Consider the following 18,357-nt stretch of genomic DNA (forward strand, 5'->3'; position numbering starts at 1 on the left):
CTTGAAACAGTTTCTGCAATATTCGCAAGACATGCCTCCAACCCAAAGAGTCCGGCCATCATGACATCCGATATCAGCATAGTCTGGCTTGGTGCTCTGGCAAGCCTGTCCGCCGGCCTTGCTACCGGCATCGGGGCCCTTGCAGTCTTCTTCGTAAAAACCCTGTCTGACCGGCTGCAGGACAGCATGCTGGCCTGCGCCGCAGGTGTAATGCTTGCAGCCTCTTTTTTCTCATTACTGCTTCCTGGGCTGGAGCACGGTGAGGCACTGCTTGGCTCTACCTGGGCGGCAGCGCTGCTGGTTATTTTCGGGATATTGTCGGGCGCGGGAGCTCTTTACTATATTCACCAGAGACTACCCCATGAACATTTTAATCTCGGACCAGAAGGCCCTAACGCCTCGCACATCCGTCGCATCTGGCTCTTTATTATTGCCATAACCCTGCACAACTTCCCGGAAGGAATGGCTGTAGGCGTTGGCTTTGCCGGCGGAGATATACGCAACGGCTATGTTCTGGCAATAGGAATCGGTATCCAGAACATTCCCGAAGGTCTTGCCGTTGCCGTATCACTGATGGCTATTCAGTACTCCAGAACCAAAGCATTCACAATTGCCCTGCTGACAGGCCTGGCCGAGCCTGTCGGCGGCATATTCGGCGCGGCTATGGTATGGCTGGCAGAACCGGTTATGCCGTGGACTCTGGGCTTTGCTGCCGGCGCCATGCTTTTCATTATCAGCAATGAAATTATTCCGGAAACCCACCGGAACAGTTACAAAACGCTGGCAACCTTCTCACTTATGGCAGGCTTTGTTGTAATGATGTTTCTGGATGCCACACTGGGATGATGCGTTAAATCGCTATGGAGAAACTACCTTGCCCGACAATAACAAAACAGCGGGTCCGTTTGAGTTTGACTATATCGTAGCCGGAGCCGGTACAGCCGGCTGCCTCCTTGCCAACCGACTGAGCGCAAATCCTGAAAACAGGGTTCTGCTGATCGAGGCAGGCGGGCGTGATAACTATCACTGGATTCATATCCCTGTGGGTTACCTCTACTGTATCGATAATCCACGCACCGACTGGTGTTTCCGTACAGAGCCGTCACCGGGGCTCAACAACCGGTCACTGATATACCCCCGGGGCAAGACTCTGGGCGGTTGCTCCAGCATCAACGGCATGCTGTATATCCGTGGTCAGGCCAGGGACTATGACCGGTGGGCAGAGATAACCGGCGATGACGCATGGAGCTGGAGCAATTGCCTGCCAGACTTCATGCGCCATGAGGATCATCATAGTCTGGATACTGAAGACCAGACAGATAGCACCCACCGACGGTTCCATGGCCATGGTGGCGAATGGCGGGTAGAACGCCAGCGCCTGAAATGGCAGGTGCTTGAAGACTTTGCGGCGGCGGCAGTCCAGGCAGGCGTACCACGCACAAAAGACTTCAACTGCGGCGACAATGAAGGTGTGGATTATTTTGAGGTAAACCAGCGTGCTGGCTGGCGCTGGAACACCTCCAAAGCCTTTTTGCGACACGCCTCGAAAAGACCCAACCTCACGGTCTGGCATTCCACACAGGTCTTGCGGCTGGAAATGGATACCGGTGGAGAGCGGCCAAGGTGCACCGGCGTGCGCGTGGCTACTGACTCAGGCAGTGAAAGGCTCGCATCGGCCAGTCGCGAAGTCATTCTCTCAGCCGGTTCGATCGGTTCACCCCAACTCCTGCAATTATCTGGAATCGGGCCATCCGACCTGCTCCGGGAGATGAAGATTCCGATAGTTGCAGATTTGCCGGGCGTAGGTGAAAACCTGCAGGATCACCTGCAAATTCGCTCCGTATACAAGGTAAGCAACGCTCTCACCCTGAACACCATGGCCAACTCGCTGATGGGTAAGGCCCGGATTGGTATCGAGTACCTGCTTAAACGTTCGGGCCCCATGAGCATGGCACCCTCACAGTTGTGTGCGTTTACCCGCAGTTCCGAAGAATACGACTACCCCAATATCCAATACCATGTTCAACCTCTGAGCCTGGATGCATTTGGTCAACCCCTGCATAACTTTCCGGCCATTACCGCAAGCGTATGCAATCTGAACCCCACCAGCCGGGGTACTGTACGTATCCGCAGCCGCAATCCTCTGGAGGCACCGGCAATCGCACCCAACTATCTGAGCACCCCGGAGGACAGAAAGGTTGCGGCCGACTCACTGCGAGTGACTCGCCGCATCGCCGGCCAGCCAGCCTTTTCAAAATATGAGCCTGAGGAATACAGGCCCGGGACACAATATCAGACCGACGAAGAGCTAAGCCGTCTGGCCGGAGACATAGGCACCACAATTTTTCACCCTGTGGGTACCACCCGCATGGGACAAGCAGACGATGAAATGGCAGTTGTAGATTCCCACCTGCGGGTAAGAGGCGTAGCGGGTCTGCGAGTGGTTGACGCTGGCGTGATGCCCGTAATTACCAGCGGCAACACCAATTCACCGACCTTGATGATTGCGGAGAAAGCAGCGAAGTGGATTCTGGCCGGAGATAAAGCAATCTGAGCAGACAGCAGTTTCATGCCTACAGATTTTTCAGATACTGCAATCCGGAAAGCTGATCCATCTGTCCTCGAATCCAGAATGCCCTATCCCGGACATAGGTTGAAGGGACTGCAACACTCAGTACCGCAGGGTTGGGCAAAACCGCCGCAAGTCGCGCAGCTTGCGCTGCAGACAAGTGGCGGGCGGAAATACCGAAATAGACCTGGCTCGCAGCTTCCACGCCATAAATTCCGGGACCGAACTCGGCGATATTGAGGTAGACTTCCAGAATCCTCCGCTTCGGCCAAAGTCCGTCAACAGCAAGCGCAAGACCCGCTTCCAGAGTTTTACGGACAAAACTGCGCCCATTCCAGAGAAACAGGTTTTTTGCCGTTTGCTGGGTAATTGTACTGGCACCCCTGAGCCCCTCTCCTGCGCGATATTCAGCCAGCGCCTGGCGAATGGCAAGAAAATCAATACCCCGGTGATCCGGAAAGCGCTGATCCTCACTGGCAACAACCGCAAGCGGCATCCATGGAGAAATGTCCGGAAAACTGACCCATTGTTGCCGCACTTCCTGACCCGGGTGCGCGATGCTGTAACCCAGAATAAACGCAGAAGTGGGCGGGTTAACATACCGGAACAGAAGCAACAGAGAGACGAATAACAGGATCAGAGCAAACAGCACCCAGGCCACCGCACGCACAAACCGTTTTATTATCGATTTTCGCGCCATAAATTCCCTTACCCGAGTCCCGGCTGCCTGGATGCAGTTTCGCCGGTGCTCACCACTGTAGTTCCGATAACCCTGAGACAGTGCTTGCGACACACTACGCGCAAAGGCGTAGTACCTGCTTCGTCACCATCCACAGTTACTGTCTTTGGTCTCGAGGTCAGAATCTCACAACGCTGACCCTTCAGATGTACAACCGTACTGGTGCGTTCCGGGGATTTGCCGCTGAACCGAACCATAAGAAATGTCAGAAGCAGTTGCACCAAAGGCCGGGGTTTCACAGCAATAACATCCAGAAGCCCGTCATCAGCCATAGCCTGGGGGATCTCGTTACCGCCACCAAAAAAGGCACCACTGGACACCGCAATCGATAGCCAGCGCCCGCGTAAAAATGCCTGATCGCATGTTATTTCAGCGTGAAATCCTCTCTTGGCACTCACTCGGCGCAACAACTCAAAACCATAGCTGAATCGGCCAAACATCTTTTTTGTGGTGCCCTGAGACTCTCTGACCGGAAGTGTGCCCAAACCAACATGGGCAACGTTCAGGAACAAGCCGCCGCCAAATTCGGCCACATCAACCATCTGTGTTTCGCCGCGCTGAACCAGTTCGCACACATCTGCAGGCTCTTCCGGTAAATCAAGGTTACGGGCAAAATCGTTGGCAGTACCCGATGGCAGTACCGCCAGTATTGCATTGCGCTCAAGGCATAGACGGGCACCGGCGTTGACCGAACCGTCGCCACCCGCAACCATAACAACATCACCCGGCTGCACTTGCGCCTCCCAGGTCTGCTCCTGGAAATCACAACACTCCGGGTTACTGATGCCAGCGCCTGCCAGTTTTTCGAGCCAGAACGCCCTGTCCTTCTGGCCATCACCTGCGCCTGGATTCGCAACCAGCCAATAAGTCATATCATCTTTTCTCTGCATCGGCCCGCATAGTTTCCGGAAAGCCATTGCCTCCAAGATACCTCAAACAGGCCGCTGCTGATGTTACGGTCATGACACAGGGGGAGCCTTAGCCGGGGCGTCTGTGAGAAACCACCAGAGCAACTCCTGCAATAGAAATAATTCCACCAGTCATTGCCAGCACGCCCAATCGCTCATCGAACAACCAAAAGGCTTGCAGAGCCGTTACCGGTGGCACGAGATAGAACAGACTGGCAACCTGCGAGGCCGCTCCACGGCGAATTAACCACATCAGCAGCAGTATCGCACCAACGGAAACACCAAGAACCAGCCATGCGATAGAAAGCTTTAGCTGCAGTGACCACACAACCTCACGGGTCTCCATCAACAAAGCAGCAACGGCAAAAAACAAAGATGCAGCGCCGTATTGAATAATGGTGCCAGCCACGAGGTCTGCGCCGGTGCCGTGGCGCTTCTGATATACGGTACCAACAGAAATGCCGGTCAGAGCGAGCACGGCCCAGGCCAGTGTCCAGAGCGGAAAGCCGGAGCCCGGGCTGTTGCCGCCAAACTTCTCGACCAACACCAGTGTTACACCCAACAATCCCAGCCCGAGCCCGAGCCATTGCCTGCCGGAAACAGACTCTTTAAGAACGAGAACCGCGGCAGCCGCCGTCACTAAAGGTTGCAGGCCCACCACCAAAGACACAATACCCGCGGGCATCTCGCCATGAATAGCGTAATAAGTGCCACCGAGATAACAGCCATGGACCAGTAACCCGGTCACCACAAGATGTCCCGCAGACTTCCACCCCGGCCAGCGGGTTTTAAGCAACCAGGCCAAACCAAGAAGTATCGCAAGCGTCAGGAGCATGCGAATCAGCAGAAGAGTAAAGGGCTCCGCGTAGGGCAAACCGTACTTGGCACCGATAAAACCGGTACTCCATAACCAGACGAACAGAGCGGGGACAAAAAACGAATAGAACAAGGATTGCATATGAAGCTGCCAGAATCAGGTATCTGAAAAGTCCGTCAGTTTAGAGACTAACTTGCATGCAGAACAGATACAGACACCCGACCTGACAACCATTACAGATGGCACTCAAGATCAGAACAAGTGCCTGATCAGGTCGTGATTATGGATTGTAGCTTCTGGGTCAATTCTACGGCCTCACTGCCAAGAGGTGTCAGGTAGCCGCCGTCATCCTGAGTAATCAGGCCTTTGGCAAAAAGGCGCTGTGCGGCCTCAACGGTTTCGGGTGCCGCGTCGTGCCGGTGCACTTTTATACCGGCCTGGCCTGAAGAGGATTCAAACTGAGACAGCAGATTGAGCTCGGCAATATGATCTGGAGAAAATGGCATTGTTATTCCTTGGCTGTTTTGGTTGTCAGATACTTTCAGTTTTTTTGTCATTATCAAGGGTCATATCCCGCTCAGTTTCATTCCACTGACCGGAAAATGTTTCATACGCATCCGAGAAGCCTTTTTTGGCCCGCTCCCATGCAGACGCTGAGCTGGCTTTGAGTTCGTTATACCAGGTCTGTACCCGTTCCCGCTGCTCATGCAAAGAGTCCAGGCTATCCTGCGAGCGCTTCCGTGCTGTGTTGCTCATGTCATCCCAGTTTTCCGAAAGCTCTTGCTCGAGCTCAGCAATCCGCTTATCGAGTGCGGTGAGCGTCCGGTCAATTGACTCCTCTGCCTGATCTTTTTGATCGGATCCGTATTCCTGCAACGCCTTCCCGAGCTCCTGGCTTTCCTGTTTGAGCCTGTCCACTGACGAATCGTTTGATTCCGCCTGAAGATGCGCTGCAAATGCACAGGACGCAAAAACAAGCAGAGTACAAATTGTATGTTTCAGGATCATAAATTACTCCAGGACCTGGTTCTTCAAGGATAGCAGTAGCACAACAATAACAATATCCCGAGCTGAAGCTTACCTTATAAAAGCGTAATCAATCGCCAATAAAATCGATTTATATCAATAAAAACAAAACTTTAAAAAATAAAACCAGCGAAAAAATCTGAAAAGGAAAGCTGCTGACATGAACGGAATTTGTACATTCCGATCGCCTGTGCCACGTTGAAAGGGAATCCAAATATGGAGGAAAGATTATGCTCTATTGGGCTGTTGTTTGCCTTATCGTCGCTATTGTTGCAGGTGTCCTTGGTTTTGGTGGCATTGCAGGAACTGCGGCAGGCATCGCCAAAGTACTGTTCTTTATCTTTCTCGTTCTGCTGGTCATTTCTCTCGTCGCCAATGCAGTGCGCGGAAAAGGCCCCAAACTCTAAGCTTCATGAGAGTTTAATCAGTGTTTTGGCCCGGGCACCCCGCTACATGCCCGGGCCTCCTTCCCGGTAACATTTCTCCGACAAGACATAATGTCATTTCTGTGCGCTAAGGCCGTATAATTTCAACAGCCTGCATTTAACATGAACAGCAACACGACTGTTGATTGAGCTTTCCGTGAGTAGCAAATGATACGCCCCCAACACATTGCACTGATTGTATTGATCTGGCTTTCTGCTCCGGCTTCGGCAGATAGTATCAAGCGGATTGTGCACCCCGACGGGCGCGTTGAATATACCAACGTTAAAAGCAACAACCCCGGACGCGCCTCCAGCAAAAACGAGACTGTGTTCCGTTACAAAGACGATAACGGTATTGTTGCTTACAGCGGAACCCGGCCTTCTGTAGCAGATTTCGAGGTTATCAGTTTCTACTGCTACGCCTGCGACCCGGACTCTCGTGTTAACTGGCGCACAACGCCGTTGTACTCTGGCCGCTACGACAAAGAAATCAAAGCAGCAGCCGAAGAGAATGGCGTTGACCCAGCACTGGTGCGCGCGGTTATTCACGCGGAATCCGCGTTCAACGAAAAGGCGCTATCTCCGGTGGGTGCACAGGGGCTTATGCAGTTGATGCCGGGAACAGCAGAGGAAGTTGGTGTCAAAAATCCGATGGTGGCGGCAGACAACATCCGCGGAGGCGTCACCTACCTTGCAAAAATGCTGAAACGATTTAAAGGTGATACCAGGCTGGCAACAGCAGCCTACAATGCCGGCCCGGGAGCCGTCAGCCGTTACGGCGGGATTCCCCCCTATGCTGAAACCAAAGCTTACGTTGAGCGAGTGGGCATACTGCGCGAGCGATATGCCAGTAACTGACCACTAGACCAACAGCCCCTCCCTGGGCCGGACAGGTCTACTCGGATGCTGCGATCAGGCTGGCGTTGCCACCTGCAGCAGTTGTATCCACGCAAAGATGACGCTCAATCACAAAACGCTGATCAAGAGTATGCTCGGTAATCAGCGGTAGTAATGCTCCATCACGCCGGGCCAGAGCCAGGCGATACTTTTTCAGGAGTGGCTGTTCAGCGCAGCTGACCACTGCTTCAAATCCTCTCACTCTGACTAGTGCCTCCGGTTCGAGGTTGCCTTCAACGCCAACAACAGGCAGCCCGGCGTGCGCAGCGCGGCTCACAGTGTCAGCAATACCTGGCGCGATCACCACCACCTTGTTGCCCTGAGACAATGCCATAGCGGCCTGAGCCAATGCTGTGTCTTTATCCGGGCCAAGACAAAGTATGGTCCCACGGGCGTGATTGGAGAGCCGGTTAAGCTCACCCGTTGGCCCTGGCAGTTCTTCAATGTGGGCGTCCAACGGCTCGGGGACCCTGCCGAAAACAGGCTCCAGGGCTTGAATTCTGGGTGCTGGAGCAAGAACTTTACACTTACCCAGGCTGCCGATCAGCTCTTCCAGCTTCTTGCCATCGATCACTTTAGCTCCGGGGTCAGCCGGGCGCTCAGCTGTGGCGCCTTTAAGAAAACGACGAACATATTGCGGGCCTCCCGCTTTCGGCCCGGTTCCGGAAAGGCCCTCACCACCAAACGGCTGGGATCCCACGATTGCACCAATCTGGTTGCGGTTCACATAAATATTGCCAACCTTGATGCGGCTTGAGATCCGGTCCACCCGGTTATCAACCCGGCTATGGATACCGAAAGTCAGGCCATAGCCTTTCGCATTTATAGCATCAACAACCTTATCGATGTCTTTGGCCTCAAAGGTCGCCACGTGCAGTACCGGGCCGAAAATCTCTTCTTCCATATCTTCTATTCCGCTGACTTTCAGTACAGCGGGTGAGACAAACAGGCCTTTTTCCGGCACCGGGAGTTTTTTAAGCAGGAGGCCTTTTTGTTCAAACTTATCGCAATGATCCACGATTTTCTTGCGCGCCGCCTCGTCAATGACCGGACCGACATCTGTGGAAAGTTCCCAGGGATCACCAATCCCGAGCTCTTCCATGGCGCCGTAGAGCATCTCCAGCAGGTGGTCAGCAATATCCGTTTGCACGTACAACATGCGCAGCGCCGAACAACGCTGACCAGCGCTCTGGAACGACGAGGCCAGCACATCCCGGACTACCTGCTCAGGCAGAGCCGTTGAATCCACAATCATGGCGTTCAGGCCACCGGTTTCCGCCGCCAATGGTGCATCCGGAGCCATGTTTTCTGCCATTACCTTATTGATGCGCTGAGCGGTGGCCGTGGAACCGGTAAAGCACACACCTGCCACCCGTGGGTCAGAAGTTAGTGCGGTCCCGACTGTAGCGCCGGAGCCTGGCAGAAGCTGTATCGCATCTTCGGGGATTCCTGCTTCGTGCATCAGTTCAACAGCACGAACCGCCAGCAGCGACGTTTGCTCCGCAGGTTTGGCAACAACTGCATTGCCCACAGCCAGGTTGGCAAGAATCTGGCCGGCAAAGATTGCCAGCGGGAAGTTCCAGGGTGAGATGCAGCAGATAACGCCGCGGGCTTCACCGCTGTCTTTGTAGCGCAGAGCTTCATTAGCGTAGAACTGTGAAAAATCTACAGCCTCGCGAATTTCAGCAATGGCATCCAGCAAGGATTTACCCGCTTCCCGGGTTGTCAGAGCAAACAACTCGTGGGCATTTTCCTCCAACAGGTCCCCAACTTTGCGAACACAGGCTGCGCGCTCTTCCACCGGCATGGCGGACCAGCCTGCAAAACCCTGCTGTGCTGCGCCAATAGCGGCAGACACATCGGCTTCATCAGCCTGGGTAATATGCCCGACCAGATCATCTGGATTCGCCGGATTTCTGACTTCCAGCACTTCTGTACCCCTGCTGTCCGCAGCAATGAGCGGGCCACCCACCCAACGATAGCTGCGAAATTCCCCGCGGCCCTTATTGACTCTCTCTACTGTCACCGGATCGGTAATATCCCACCCTTTGGAGTTACGGCGTTCAGCCCCAAAAAGATTCTCCGGACGTACAATTACTTTGCTCGAAAGGTTGTCACCCAACGCCTGAACGACATCAATGGGATCCCGGGCAATATCCTCCGGGGTTATACTCGTATCTACGATCTGGTTAACAAAGGAGCTGTTAGCTCCGTTTTCCAGCAGCCGGCGAACAAGATACGCCAGCAGATCGCTGTGTTTACCAACGGGCGCATATATTCGGCAGGGAACACCACTCTCTTCGAGAACCTGATTGTGCAGCGATTCCCCCATGCCATGTAGACGCTGGAATTCATAATTCTTCAGGCCGGCAGCTTTAGCCAGTTCCAGGACTGCGGAAACAGAATGCGCGTTATGTGTAGCGAACTGCGGGTATATGCGGTCGCTCATGCGCACCAGTTTTCTGGCGCACGAAAGGTAGGAAACATCACTGCATGCCTTACGGGTAAACACCGGAAAATCAGGCAGCCCCATCACCTGAGCACGTTTGATCTCAGCATCCCAGTAGGCGCCCTTCACCAGGCGAATCATGATACGACGGTCAAGCTTTTCAGAAAGTGCGTACAACCAGTCAATGGTATGGGAAGCGCGTTTGGCGAAAGCCTGAACAACAACGCCAAAACCGTCCCAGCCAGCAAGCTCCGGATCGGACAGAAGTCCTTCAATGACATCCAGAGACAGATCGAGGCGATCCTGTTCCTCGGCATCAATATTGAACCCCATATTCGCAGCCGCTGCTTTCTTGGCCAGTTTCAGGGCACGGGGCAACAGCTCGGTCATCACCCGTTCTTTGTGGCCATACTCGTAACGGGCCAGCAGCGCCGAGAGTTTGACGGAAATACCCGGATTTTTGCGAACATCACCTTTGCAGTTTTTGGCGATACTATCGATGGCGTTGGAATAGGATTCAAAATAACGACGGGCATCGGCATCGGTACGTGCGGCTTCGCCAAGCATGTCGTAGGAATAGGTATATCCCTTGGCCATATAGGACCTTGCCTCACTCTGGGCCTCTTCGATATCACGGCCCAGAACAAACTGCCGGCCCATTTCTTTCATGGCCTGGCCTGCAACTGTGCGAACCACCGGCTCACCAAGACGCTTGACCAGCTTGCGCAGTGTATCCCCTACCGTGTGACGCTCAGAGTCTTTCAGCAGGTTGCTTGTCATCAACAGCGCAACAGTTGTGGAATTGATAAACGATGACGTCGCCTTGCCAACGTGAGCACTCCAGTTGCCGGAGGTGATCTTGTCTTCAATCAAAGCATGGATGGTGGTGTTGTCAGGCACACGCAACAGCGCCTCGGCCAGGCACATCAGCGCAACACCCTCTTTGGTGGTGAGGCCGTATTCCGCAAGAAACTTTTCCATGATCGTGGACTTCGCATTTGCGCGGACACTACGCACCAGGTCTGCGGCCCGGGCGGATATTGCTTCACGCTCTTCGCGGGACAACTGAGCGTCAGCAATCAACTCGTGAATCACTTTATGTTCATCTTCGAGATAATAATCGCGAATCGCCTGCCGGCTTTCAGAAATTTCGGGAGTCACTGATTGCTGTGCTGACATAGCTGCACTCTCTCGGTTGTTTGCTCAGTTGTTTGCCTTTTTCGCATTCTACCTACAACATCAAAGTCGGTTTCACTATAAAAAACATAACCACAAACAATTAAGACTTTATTAATCTATAAAATTTGATAAATGACCTTTCGTATAACAAAATAAAGGGAAAATTGACCTTCCCATTAACCTTTACCCACCAAAAACCCTGTAGCATCTGGCGTTTACAATCTAAAGCATAGCGTCCATATCGATGACTTGCCCGAAAGTGACAAACCCGGGCTTTACCGGGAGTTTTCGACCGGAATAACGGGGGAAATCAGGTACAAAAAAGATATAAGGCCCAGGACCATGAACGAACTCGACCGGATCGACCTCTCAATTATTCGTGAATTACAGAAGAACGCGCGGATCACAATCACCGAGCTTGCCTCTCGTGTCGGCCTCTCGAAAACTCCGTGTCAGGTTCGCATGCGGCGGCTTGAGGAGCAGGGGTTCATCACCGGTTACACCGTACTGGTTAATCAGACCAAGCTGGGGCAAAGCCACATTGCTTTCGCGCAGGTTACCCTGAGTGATACCAGCAGCGATGCGCTGAAGGCCTTCAACAAGGCCGTCAGACAAATTGCTGCGATTGAGCAGTGCCACATGATGGCTGCCAATTTCGATTACCTGATGAAAGTGCGGACCCGCAACATGGCAGAATACAGGCAAGTATTGGGTGAGCAGATTTCAGCACTGCCCCACGTATTGCAAACAAGTACGTTTGTAGTAATGGAAAGTGTAAAAGATGCGGGGCTCTAAGGAGCCGGGTTGTTGACCCGGGCCAGTCCCAGAGTAGATACATGCAAACCAAGCTCACTCCGGTACAGCGCATTACCGATACCAAGCACAATATTTTCTACCGTGAAGTTAGAGGACACTGCACTGGCACCACCAATGGAGCGGGACTCCAGAACGAGTACCAGGCGCAGCAAATCAAGAAGGCGGATGACCAGGTCCAGAATACCGAAATCTTCTGGCGCGTCACCGATGCGAGCTATCACGTATGCTTTGGCGGCTTCTACCACAAAGGCTTCGTGGTCTGTCAGATGCTCGGAACTCAGGCACTTAATGGATTCAACACGCTGTTCCCGCTCCCGCCTGATAGCCTCCATGCAAACCTGACCGGAGTTTTCCGGGGTACTACCGCCGCGCAGAAGGCCCGCGAGCCGGAAATCCACTTTACCCTCGCTGCGCATCTGCTCATATTCGTTGTTCAGGCTTTCTTTTGCGTGGGGCAGATAACGGCGGATTGCCGCCTCCCGTGCCCGCTCCAGGTCTTCAGTCGTCGCCAGGCTCACCAGTGAACTCATCACGCGCACGCAATGGAGCAGGTGCTGCCAGTCAGCAGCCCCGATTGAATGCGGATCATCCGGCAGCACACGCTTTGCAGACACAAACTTGAAATACAGGGCTGTTACTTCCTGCTCGGAAAAATCAGACGTGCGAATAATTCGCCGCAGCCCCAGCTTTTCTATATCCCGCAAAAGACTGGGAATCAGCATCAGGACGTAATGCTGCGCACCTTCTGATATCAACATGCTGACGGACACTCCCATTTGAACATGTGGCTACCATAGCACCAAGAGCGCTCATACAGCAGGCTCAGCTTCCCTGCTCTTGGTCTGGCGCGCCAGATGAAGCACCCACACACCAAGCCCCATCACCAATAACGTAAGCCACAGGCCGTTGGTGTAATTACCCTCGACATCTGCAAGATAACCCACAACAGCAGGCGCCAGCATCTGGGCGATACCATAACTGAAGGTTAGCCGGCTCATGGGCCGGGAAGGATTCTCGGGAAACTCCCTCCCCACCATAGCCAACATCATGCTGACGATACCGATAAAACTGGCACCATAAATAACGGCGCTAAGCATGACGCTGACCATGCTCGTGTTGATGATCAGCATCAGGATACTGAGCGCATTGAGCGAGTATGCGAGGTAGAGAGCCATCCACTGCCCCCATCGGCGCGTGAACACATCCCAAAGCCAGCAGGCTGGCGTGGCTGCAAGGCCGGCAACCAGCCAGATCAGCCAGCCGTGGCCACTGAGTGCCGGTATGGACTCGGCAATAGCCACCAGGAAAGTCGCAGTTACCACATACCCTACTCCGGCACAGAAATAGGCTATCTGCAGAATCACAACAAACCGGCTGCGCTCATCATTGGCTGCCGAGCTTCCGGTTCGCGGCAAGGCACAGGCACGATAATCCGGCATCCAGCGCCAGGCAGGAACCAGCAACGCCAGACCCACAAGCCCGTATATCACCCACTGCTGATCCCAGCTGAAGGGCCCTTTGATCAGCTCCGCAAGAACCGCCGTCAGAACAATCCCGAGTCCAATGCCTGAAAAGAACACACCAAGTTCGGATTTTTCGTTGTTTTTGATCAGCCAGCTCATCAACAGGCCGGCACCGAGCAGCATGCCTGCAGAAGTACTCAGGCCTGAAACAAAACGCAGGGCAAACCACAACCAGATTTCCGTGGTGTACCCCATGAGAACAGTAGAGACAACCGCCACAACAAGCCCGAGCTGATACAGCTTTACCTTGAGATCAAGATCACTGATCCGGGTAATAAGCAACGCGCCCGTAAGGTAGCCTGCATAATTTACTGTCGCCAGCATACCTACCACAGACTGGCTCAACCCAAGCGCTTCCATCATCTCGGGGATCATTGGCGTGTATGAAAACCGTGCAACACCGACCGTGACCATTACAGTGATCACACTAGCCGCCAGTACCCTTATTGTTTCTATTGTTTTCACGGGGCTTCCCTGGTTCAGAACAACTTCGGATCAGGCGCGGCTAAGGAACTTGCGTTCTTCCACGTTGATTTTGATCCGGTCACCGGTAGAAATATGCTCAGGAACCTGAATCACCAAACCGGTTTTCATTTTTGCGGGTTTGGTACGTGCTGTTGCAGAGCCACCCTTTACAGATGGGTCGGTTTCCTCAATATCAAGTTCTACAGTTGGAGGGAGCGCCAGGGCTACAGGCGCGTCGCTGACCAGAACCACCATAACACCCTGAGTATCTTCAGTGATAAATAGCAACTCATCTGCAATTGCATCACGACTCAGACTGTATTGGGTAAAGTCTTCGCTATCCATGAAGACATATTCATCGCCATCAGAATAGGAAAAGGTCGCTGGCCTGCGCACGAGATCGGCGAGGTTCAGCATATCGGAGTCCTTGAACGTCTCGTCGATCTTGGCTCCGGTTACCACGTCGTACATACGCATGCGATAAAGACTGCCGCCGGCCCGGCCCTGAGGAACAGAGCGCTCAATGTCCTTTACAAAATACACCCGGCCTTCGTATTCAACTGCAGAATTCTTCTTGATTTCATTTGCTCTTGGCATTTTTTAAAGCTCCGAAACAATACCGTAAACGCGTTCATACCGGGTATCAGCCGGCGGATTTCACACCCGGCAATTCTACCCGCAGATCAGCCCCGCCGATACGGGGCAGGCGGACACTATAGGTCATTCTGTAAAAAGCTTCCCGGCCCTATAACCGGATTCACATAAGAAATAGCAATTTGATGTAAGCTATGCTTCATTGTGACCATCCTGTCGGCCTTCTCCTGATTTCAGGTTTAAGCATACACTTGGTCGGCACGCATACGGCTAAACTGAAAGGTTTTATGAAAGTACCCAAGAGATTGCAGCCCCTGGTCGACGACGGCATGGTGGACGAAGTGCTTTACCAGCTCATGAGCGGTAAAGAGGCACAGGTTTACGTGGTGCGGTGTGGTGAGCATGTGCGCTGCGCGAAGGTGTTCAAGGAAGCGCAGAAACGGAGCTTCAAGCAGGCCGTTGAATACCAGGAAGGCCGGAAAGTACGTAACAGCCGCCGGGCCCGGGCAATGAGCAAAAAAACCCGCTACGGCCAGAAAGAACAGGAAGATGCCTGGCTCAATGCCGAAGTGGATGCCCTGTACCGGCTGGCTGAGGCCGGGGTGCGCGTACCTGCCCCCATGGGCTTTGTGGATGGTGTGCTGCTGATGGAGTTGATTGCCGACGCCGATGGCAAAGCAGCTCCGCGCCTCGATGATGTCACTCTCACTCCAGACCAGGCGCGGGATTATCACGAACGGATTATCGCTGAGATTGTTCGAATGCTGAGTGCCGGGCTTATTCACGGCGACTTGTCAGAGTTCAACGTACTGGTAGACAGCAACGGCCCAGTGATCATCGACCTTCCCCAGGCAGTGAATGCTGCCGGCAACAACAACGCCGAACGTATGCTGGAGCGGGATGTGGACAACATGCGCCGCTATTTTGCCAAGTTCGCACCCGATCTGCTGATTACCGATTATGGCAAGGAAATCTGGGCGCTGTACGAGAGCGGCAACCTGCATCCTGACAGCAAACTGACCGGGTGTTTCGAACACGATACCCACAGTGCTGATGTCGACGAGCTAATGGCGGTGATTGACGCTGCAAAAGAGGAAGAAAGGGATCGGCAGGAACGCATGCAGGAAGACGACGAGGACTGATTCCGCCCCGTCATTCCGGACACTTACCATGCAAGCCAGATAACGTGTCTGGCGCCCTTCCCGGGGCGATGAGCCCGAACAGTCACCGCCTCTGCAGAGAGCCCGGCCCGCTTCAGGCATTCGGTAAAGGTTGGATCCTGACCTGCAGACCAATAGGCCAGGATACCCTCTGGCCGCAGTGCTTCCTGCGCGGCAGCAATGCCCGCAGAAGAATACAGCCAGTCATTTTCTTTACGTGTAAGGCCTTCCGGGCCGTTATCGATATCCAGCATAATGGCATCGTAACTGGCCGGAGAATCCTTGATCAGCTGCACTACATCACCAATATGCACCCGCGCACGAGGGTCTTTCAGCGGATAACCCGCCGCATTGCCCAGCGGCCCCAGATTCCACTGTTCTACTTCAGGCACCAGCTCTGCAACGGTTACCTCTGCAGTCTCCCCCAGAGACTGCAAAGCGGCCGCCAGGGTAAAGCCCATACCCAGCCCGCCAATAAGCACCTTTGGCGCCGGATGATCTGCAATGCGTTCACAGGCCAGCGTGGCAAGTGCGTCCTCAGAGCCGTGCAGGCGGGTATTCATCAGCTCGCCGCTTGTGCCGGCAATACGGATGGAGAACTCATCGTTACGCTGCAACAGGCGCAGTTCTGTGCCCTTGCCCGGAATAATCGCAGTGCCAAGCAATTCGAAACGAGCCATACAAAACCTCTGAAGATGAAATCCCACGGGAGAGTCCGGGGTTAAGGCAGATGAAACTCAGCTCTGCGCTACTGTACGAGCGGTACGCTCTAGCGTCAGGGCAATACGCTCGAACATCCCCTCGATGGTTACTGTTTGCGAATCCGGCTCTTTCACTGAGTGAAGCGCCTTGAGAAGCTCCGAGCTCACTTCCCGGAACCGGGAGTTCATCTGGCCCTTGGAGCTCAACAGGTAGGTGTCGGCCAACACCTGTTGCCATTCTGCCAGTTTCGCATCAACAGCGGCACTGCGGTGGTTCTTGATACGTTTTCGCAAACGAATGGACATGTGACCTATGTTAAGCCCGGTAAACCCCAGATCTGTCATATTGCGACTGAGACTGCCCGAACTCTGGTCATAATTGGCAAGCCGCAAGAGGCGCTCACCCATTCGGCCATTAAACCAGTTTTCCGGCCTGCGGTGGTAATCAATGCCTACCAGATCCCGAGCCGTTGCCTTGAGTAAACGACGCTGCATCAGCTGGCTGTCCGGGGGCGTGATCAGTTTGAACACCCAGTAGAGTACACTCATACCAACAAACAGCCCCAAAGCATTACTGGTGGCGACCTCCATGTTGAATGTCATGTGATTGCCTGGCTGTACAATCAGCGTGAAAGGGATACATAAACCCAGACCGTAAGGCAGGGTCTTGCGGTTCGCAATGGCCAGCAACGCGACGAAGTAAGGGCCCGCGAGTATAAGCACCAGCAACTCAAAGTCGCCGCTGCTGCCAGACAACAGTCCCAACCCAAAAAACAGACTCAGCGGGATTGCAACCACAACCCCCAGCAGCAGGCGCCGTAGGATTGAGGTCAGTACAACCCGGGAAAAACGGGCAAACATCACCGAAAATACAACCGGCATAATCATCAGCATAATGGCCGCCGGGCTGCCGGTGCTCAACCATACCGCCGCCCCGAGCATGAAAACCATCGCCGTCCGGAAACCGTTAACGGCACCGATCAATGGGTCCCGGTGAGTTTTCAACCTTGAAGCTTTCAGCAGCGTCTGATCACGGTTTTCAAGGGCGTTATAGGCCCGCAATACCATGGCCAGATCCGCCACCAGCTCTGCAGCGGTCTGGGTAAGGCGAATCACAATAGCGGATTCATTTACATACGCAGCCCGATGCTCCAGCAACGCACGCCTCAGGGCCTGGGCCTCAATATAGGATTCCTCAAAACTGTCCGCTTCAGCGACTTTTATAAATTGGGTTCGCATGTCCTCCAGCAACTTGCTAAACGCCGGCGAAACCAGGTCCGGGTGGTTACGAGGGAAGCGCCCCATAATTTGTGTAACGGCGAGCAACGACATCACTTTGTTGCAGAGCAAATTTGCCGCCCTGCTCCGCCCCGGCCCCTCAGGCCCTTCATAAGCAACGGCACTGGAATCATCATTCAGTACAATCAGGTTTTCCAGAATCTGATCCGCGTGCTGGTGACGCTGCTCGTGAGTGCTGTCCGGATCAAGTTCAAGGGAGAGGTATTCGAGGGTTTTATTGATGACTGTTCGGGCATGACTGCGGAGGCTGTCCTTTACCGTAACGGGCCACAATAGCTGGCTGACCAGCATTGCACAGAGGGCGCCTACAGTGATTTCACTAATCCGTGACTGGGCGATGTCAAACACCGCACGGCTATCTGCCAGGTTAGGGGTCAGCATCACCAACAGGACTACCAGCCCGGCGGTCATGCCCGACATGGCAAAGGCATAGATGAAATTGGTGTTATGCACCATGGACGATGCTGCGGAATTCAGACCGATCCAGATGGTAAGGCAGGCAAGAGCAAGCAATGGGTATGGCATGAAAAACGCCAGGATCAGAATTCCTGCGCCGCCGCCCACCACCGATCCCAAAATCTGGCAAACAGCCTTTTCCGTCACCAGCCCGCTTTCCGGGCGGATCTGCAGAAACATGGCAGATACCAGTGCCCAGTATGGGCGATCAAGCTGCAGGTACATGGCCACAAACAATGCCAGCGCCACAGATATCACCCCTTTCAGGGCAAATATCACAGCACTTCTGTCAGGCATCAAAAGCTGGGCCAGCAGCGGGTGGAGCATCATGCAG

17 protein-coding genes are annotated in these 18,357 nt (G+C 53.8%); 6 read left to right on the forward strand and 11 right to left on the reverse strand.

What is annotated here, in order from left to right; translation table 11 throughout:
• The first annotated feature begins 60 nt into the window (after positions 1-60).
• Both DS878_RS09725 and DS878_RS09730 read left to right on the forward strand, forming a co-directional pair.
• Positions 61-846 (forward strand): ZIP family metal transporter, encoded by a 786-nt coding sequence (locus tag DS878_RS09725; protein ID WP_113815773.1) that lies wholly within the window; start codon positions 61-63, stop codon positions 844-846.
• Positions 847-874: 28 nt separating this feature from the next.
• On the forward strand, positions 875-2,554 hold the full coding sequence (locus tag DS878_RS09730; protein ID WP_261977737.1) for a GMC family oxidoreductase: 1,680 nt from the start codon (positions 875-877) through the stop codon (positions 2,552-2,554).
• Positions 2,555-2,573: 19 nt separating this feature from the next.
• Here the strand turns inward: DS878_RS09730 and mtgA are convergent, their stop codons facing one another.
• The 5 genes from mtgA to DS878_RS09755 form a co-directional block, all read right to left on the reverse strand.
• Positions 2,574-3,269: a monofunctional biosynthetic peptidoglycan transglycosylase gene (gene mtgA, locus DS878_RS09735; RefSeq protein WP_113815775.1), complete on the reverse strand. Its 696-nt coding sequence runs from the start codon at positions 3,267-3,269 to the stop codon at positions 2,574-2,576.
• Positions 3,270-3,277: 8 nt separating this feature from the next.
• Positions 3,278-4,198 (reverse strand): diacylglycerol/lipid kinase family protein, encoded by a 921-nt coding sequence (locus tag DS878_RS09740; protein WP_261977739.1) that lies wholly within the window; start codon positions 4,196-4,198, stop codon positions 3,278-3,280.
• 88 nt (positions 4,199-4,286) lie between these two features.
• Positions 4,287-5,174, reverse strand: coding sequence for a DMT family transporter (locus tag DS878_RS09745; RefSeq protein ID WP_113815776.1), 888 nt, complete (start codon positions 5,172-5,174; stop codon positions 4,287-4,289).
• Between the two features lie 128 nt (positions 5,175-5,302).
• On the reverse strand, positions 5,303-5,539 hold the full coding sequence (locus DS878_RS09750; RefSeq protein ID WP_113815777.1) for a TIGR02647 family protein: 237 nt from the start codon (positions 5,537-5,539) through the stop codon (positions 5,303-5,305).
• A gap of 25 nt (positions 5,540-5,564) precedes the next feature.
• Positions 5,565-6,041 carry a hypothetical protein gene (locus DS878_RS09755; protein ID WP_261977742.1) on the reverse strand — a complete coding sequence of 159 codons (477 nt, stop codon included), beginning with the start codon at positions 6,039-6,041 and terminating at the stop codon, positions 5,565-5,567.
• Positions 6,042-6,289: 248 nt separating this feature from the next.
• Here DS878_RS09755 and DS878_RS09760 point away from each other — a divergent pair, with 248 nt between their 5' ends.
• On the forward strand, positions 6,290-6,466 hold the full coding sequence (locus DS878_RS09760) for a DUF1328 domain-containing protein (RefSeq protein WP_113815778.1): 177 nt from the start codon (positions 6,290-6,292) through the stop codon (positions 6,464-6,466).
• A 186-nt stretch (positions 6,467-6,652) separates the two neighbouring features.
• Complete coding sequence (locus DS878_RS09765; RefSeq protein ID WP_113815779.1) at positions 6,653-7,342, forward strand: lytic transglycosylase domain-containing protein; 690 nt, start codon at positions 6,653-6,655, stop codon at positions 7,340-7,342.
• 37 nt (positions 7,343-7,379) lie between these two features.
• Here the strand turns inward: DS878_RS09765 and putA are convergent, their stop codons facing one another.
• Positions 7,380-11,009: a bifunctional proline dehydrogenase/L-glutamate gamma-semialdehyde dehydrogenase PutA gene (putA, locus tag DS878_RS09770; protein WP_113815780.1), complete on the reverse strand. Its 3,630-nt coding sequence runs from the start codon at positions 11,007-11,009 to the stop codon at positions 7,380-7,382.
• 342 nt (positions 11,010-11,351) lie between these two features.
• Between putA and DS878_RS09775 the strand changes: the two genes are divergently transcribed.
• Positions 11,352-11,804 (forward strand): winged helix-turn-helix transcriptional regulator, encoded by a 453-nt coding sequence (locus DS878_RS09775; RefSeq protein ID WP_113815781.1) that lies wholly within the window; start codon positions 11,352-11,354, stop codon positions 11,802-11,804.
• Here the strand turns inward: DS878_RS09775 and DS878_RS09780 are convergent.
• Genes DS878_RS09780 through yeiP form a run of 3 tightly spaced genes read right to left on the reverse strand, consistent with a single transcriptional unit; the run spans position 11,801 to position 14,410 of the window.
• Positions 11,801-12,583 carry a hypothetical protein gene (locus DS878_RS09780; RefSeq protein ID WP_148707077.1) on the reverse strand — a complete coding sequence of 261 codons (783 nt, stop codon included), beginning with the start codon at positions 12,581-12,583 and terminating at the stop codon, positions 11,801-11,803. The two genes, DS878_RS09775 and DS878_RS09780, sit on opposite strands and share 4 nt — an antisense overlap.
• Before the next feature lie 51 nt (positions 12,584-12,634).
• Positions 12,635-13,813, reverse strand: coding sequence for a YbfB/YjiJ family MFS transporter (locus DS878_RS09785; protein ID WP_113815783.1), 1,179 nt, complete (start codon positions 13,811-13,813; stop codon positions 12,635-12,637).
• 30 nt (positions 13,814-13,843) lie between these two features.
• Complete coding sequence (yeiP, locus tag DS878_RS09790; RefSeq protein WP_113815784.1) at positions 13,844-14,410, reverse strand: elongation factor P-like protein YeiP; 567 nt, start codon at positions 14,408-14,410, stop codon at positions 13,844-13,846.
• 284 nt (positions 14,411-14,694) lie between these two features.
• On the opposite strand from yeiP, the gene DS878_RS09795 reads away from it, so the two are divergent.
• A complete protein-coding gene (locus DS878_RS09795) occupies positions 14,695-15,549 on the forward strand; it encodes a PA4780 family RIO1-like protein kinase (RefSeq protein WP_113816644.1) in 855 nt (284 codons plus the stop codon).
• A gap of 23 nt (positions 15,550-15,572) precedes the next feature.
• Here the strand turns inward: DS878_RS09795 and DS878_RS09800 are convergent, their stop codons facing one another.
• A complete protein-coding gene (locus DS878_RS09800) occupies positions 15,573-16,247 on the reverse strand; it encodes a spermidine synthase (protein ID WP_113815785.1) in 675 nt (224 codons plus the stop codon).
• 57 nt (positions 16,248-16,304) lie between these two features.
• Positions 16,305-18,353: an FUSC family protein gene (locus tag DS878_RS09805; protein ID WP_113815786.1), complete on the reverse strand. Its 2,049-nt coding sequence runs from the start codon at positions 18,351-18,353 to the stop codon at positions 16,305-16,307.
• Positions 18,354-18,357: the final 4 nt, after the last annotated feature.

The sequence above is a fragment of the Marinobacter sp. F3R11 genome (assembly GCF_003318275.1).
In the GTDB taxonomy this organism is placed as follows: domain Bacteria; phylum Pseudomonadota; class Gammaproteobacteria; order Pseudomonadales; family Oleiphilaceae; genus Marinobacter.

What these genes read in the sequence shown, in the direction of transcription:
- DS878_RS09725 (WP_113815773.1), top strand. Translation starts at nt 61, where the DNA reads ATGACATCCGATATCAGCATAGTCTGGCTTGGTGCTCTGGCAAGCCTG.
- mtgA (WP_113815775.1), bottom strand. Translation starts at nt 3,269, where the DNA reads ATGGCGCGAAAATCGATAATAAAACGGTTTGTGCGTGCGGTGGCCTGG.
- DS878_RS09740 (WP_261977739.1), bottom strand. Translation starts at nt 4,198, where the DNA reads ATGCAGAGAAAAGATGATATGACTTATTGGCTGGTTGCGAATCCAGGC.
- DS878_RS09745 (WP_113815776.1), bottom strand. Translation starts at nt 5,174, where the DNA reads ATGCAATCCTTGTTCTATTCGTTTTTTGTCCCCGCTCTGTTCGTCTGG.
- DS878_RS09750 (WP_113815777.1), bottom strand. Translation starts at nt 5,539, where the DNA reads ATGCCATTTTCTCCAGATCATATTGCCGAGCTCAATCTGCTGTCTCAG.
- DS878_RS09755 (WP_261977742.1), bottom strand. Translation starts at nt 6,041, where the DNA reads ATGATCCTGAAACATACAATTTGTACTCTGCTTGTTTTTGCGTCCTGT.
- DS878_RS09760 (WP_113815778.1), top strand. Translation starts at nt 6,290, where the DNA reads ATGCTCTATTGGGCTGTTGTTTGCCTTATCGTCGCTATTGTTGCAGGT.
- DS878_RS09765 (WP_113815779.1), top strand. Translation starts at nt 6,653, where the DNA reads ATGATACGCCCCCAACACATTGCACTGATTGTATTGATCTGGCTTTCT.
- putA (WP_113815780.1), bottom strand. Translation starts at nt 11,009, where the DNA reads ATGTCAGCACAGCAATCAGTGACTCCCGAAATTTCTGAAAGCCGGCAG.
- DS878_RS09775 (WP_113815781.1), top strand. Translation starts at nt 11,352, where the DNA reads ATGAACGAACTCGACCGGATCGACCTCTCAATTATTCGTGAATTACAG.
- DS878_RS09780 (WP_148707077.1), bottom strand. Translation starts at nt 12,583, where the DNA reads ATGTTGATATCAGAAGGTGCGCAGCATTACGTCCTGATGCTGATTCCC.
- yeiP (WP_113815784.1), bottom strand. Translation starts at nt 14,410, where the DNA reads ATGCCAAGAGCAAATGAAATCAAGAAGAATTCTGCAGTTGAATACGAA.
- DS878_RS09795 (WP_113816644.1), top strand. Translation starts at nt 14,695, where the DNA reads ATGAAAGTACCCAAGAGATTGCAGCCCCTGGTCGACGACGGCATGGTG.
- DS878_RS09800 (WP_113815785.1), bottom strand. Translation starts at nt 16,247, where the DNA reads ATGGCTCGTTTCGAATTGCTTGGCACTGCGATTATTCCGGGCAAGGGC.
- DS878_RS09805 (WP_113815786.1), bottom strand. Translation starts at nt 18,353, where the DNA reads ATGATGCTCCACCCGCTGCTGGCCCAGCTTTTGATGCCTGACAGAAGT.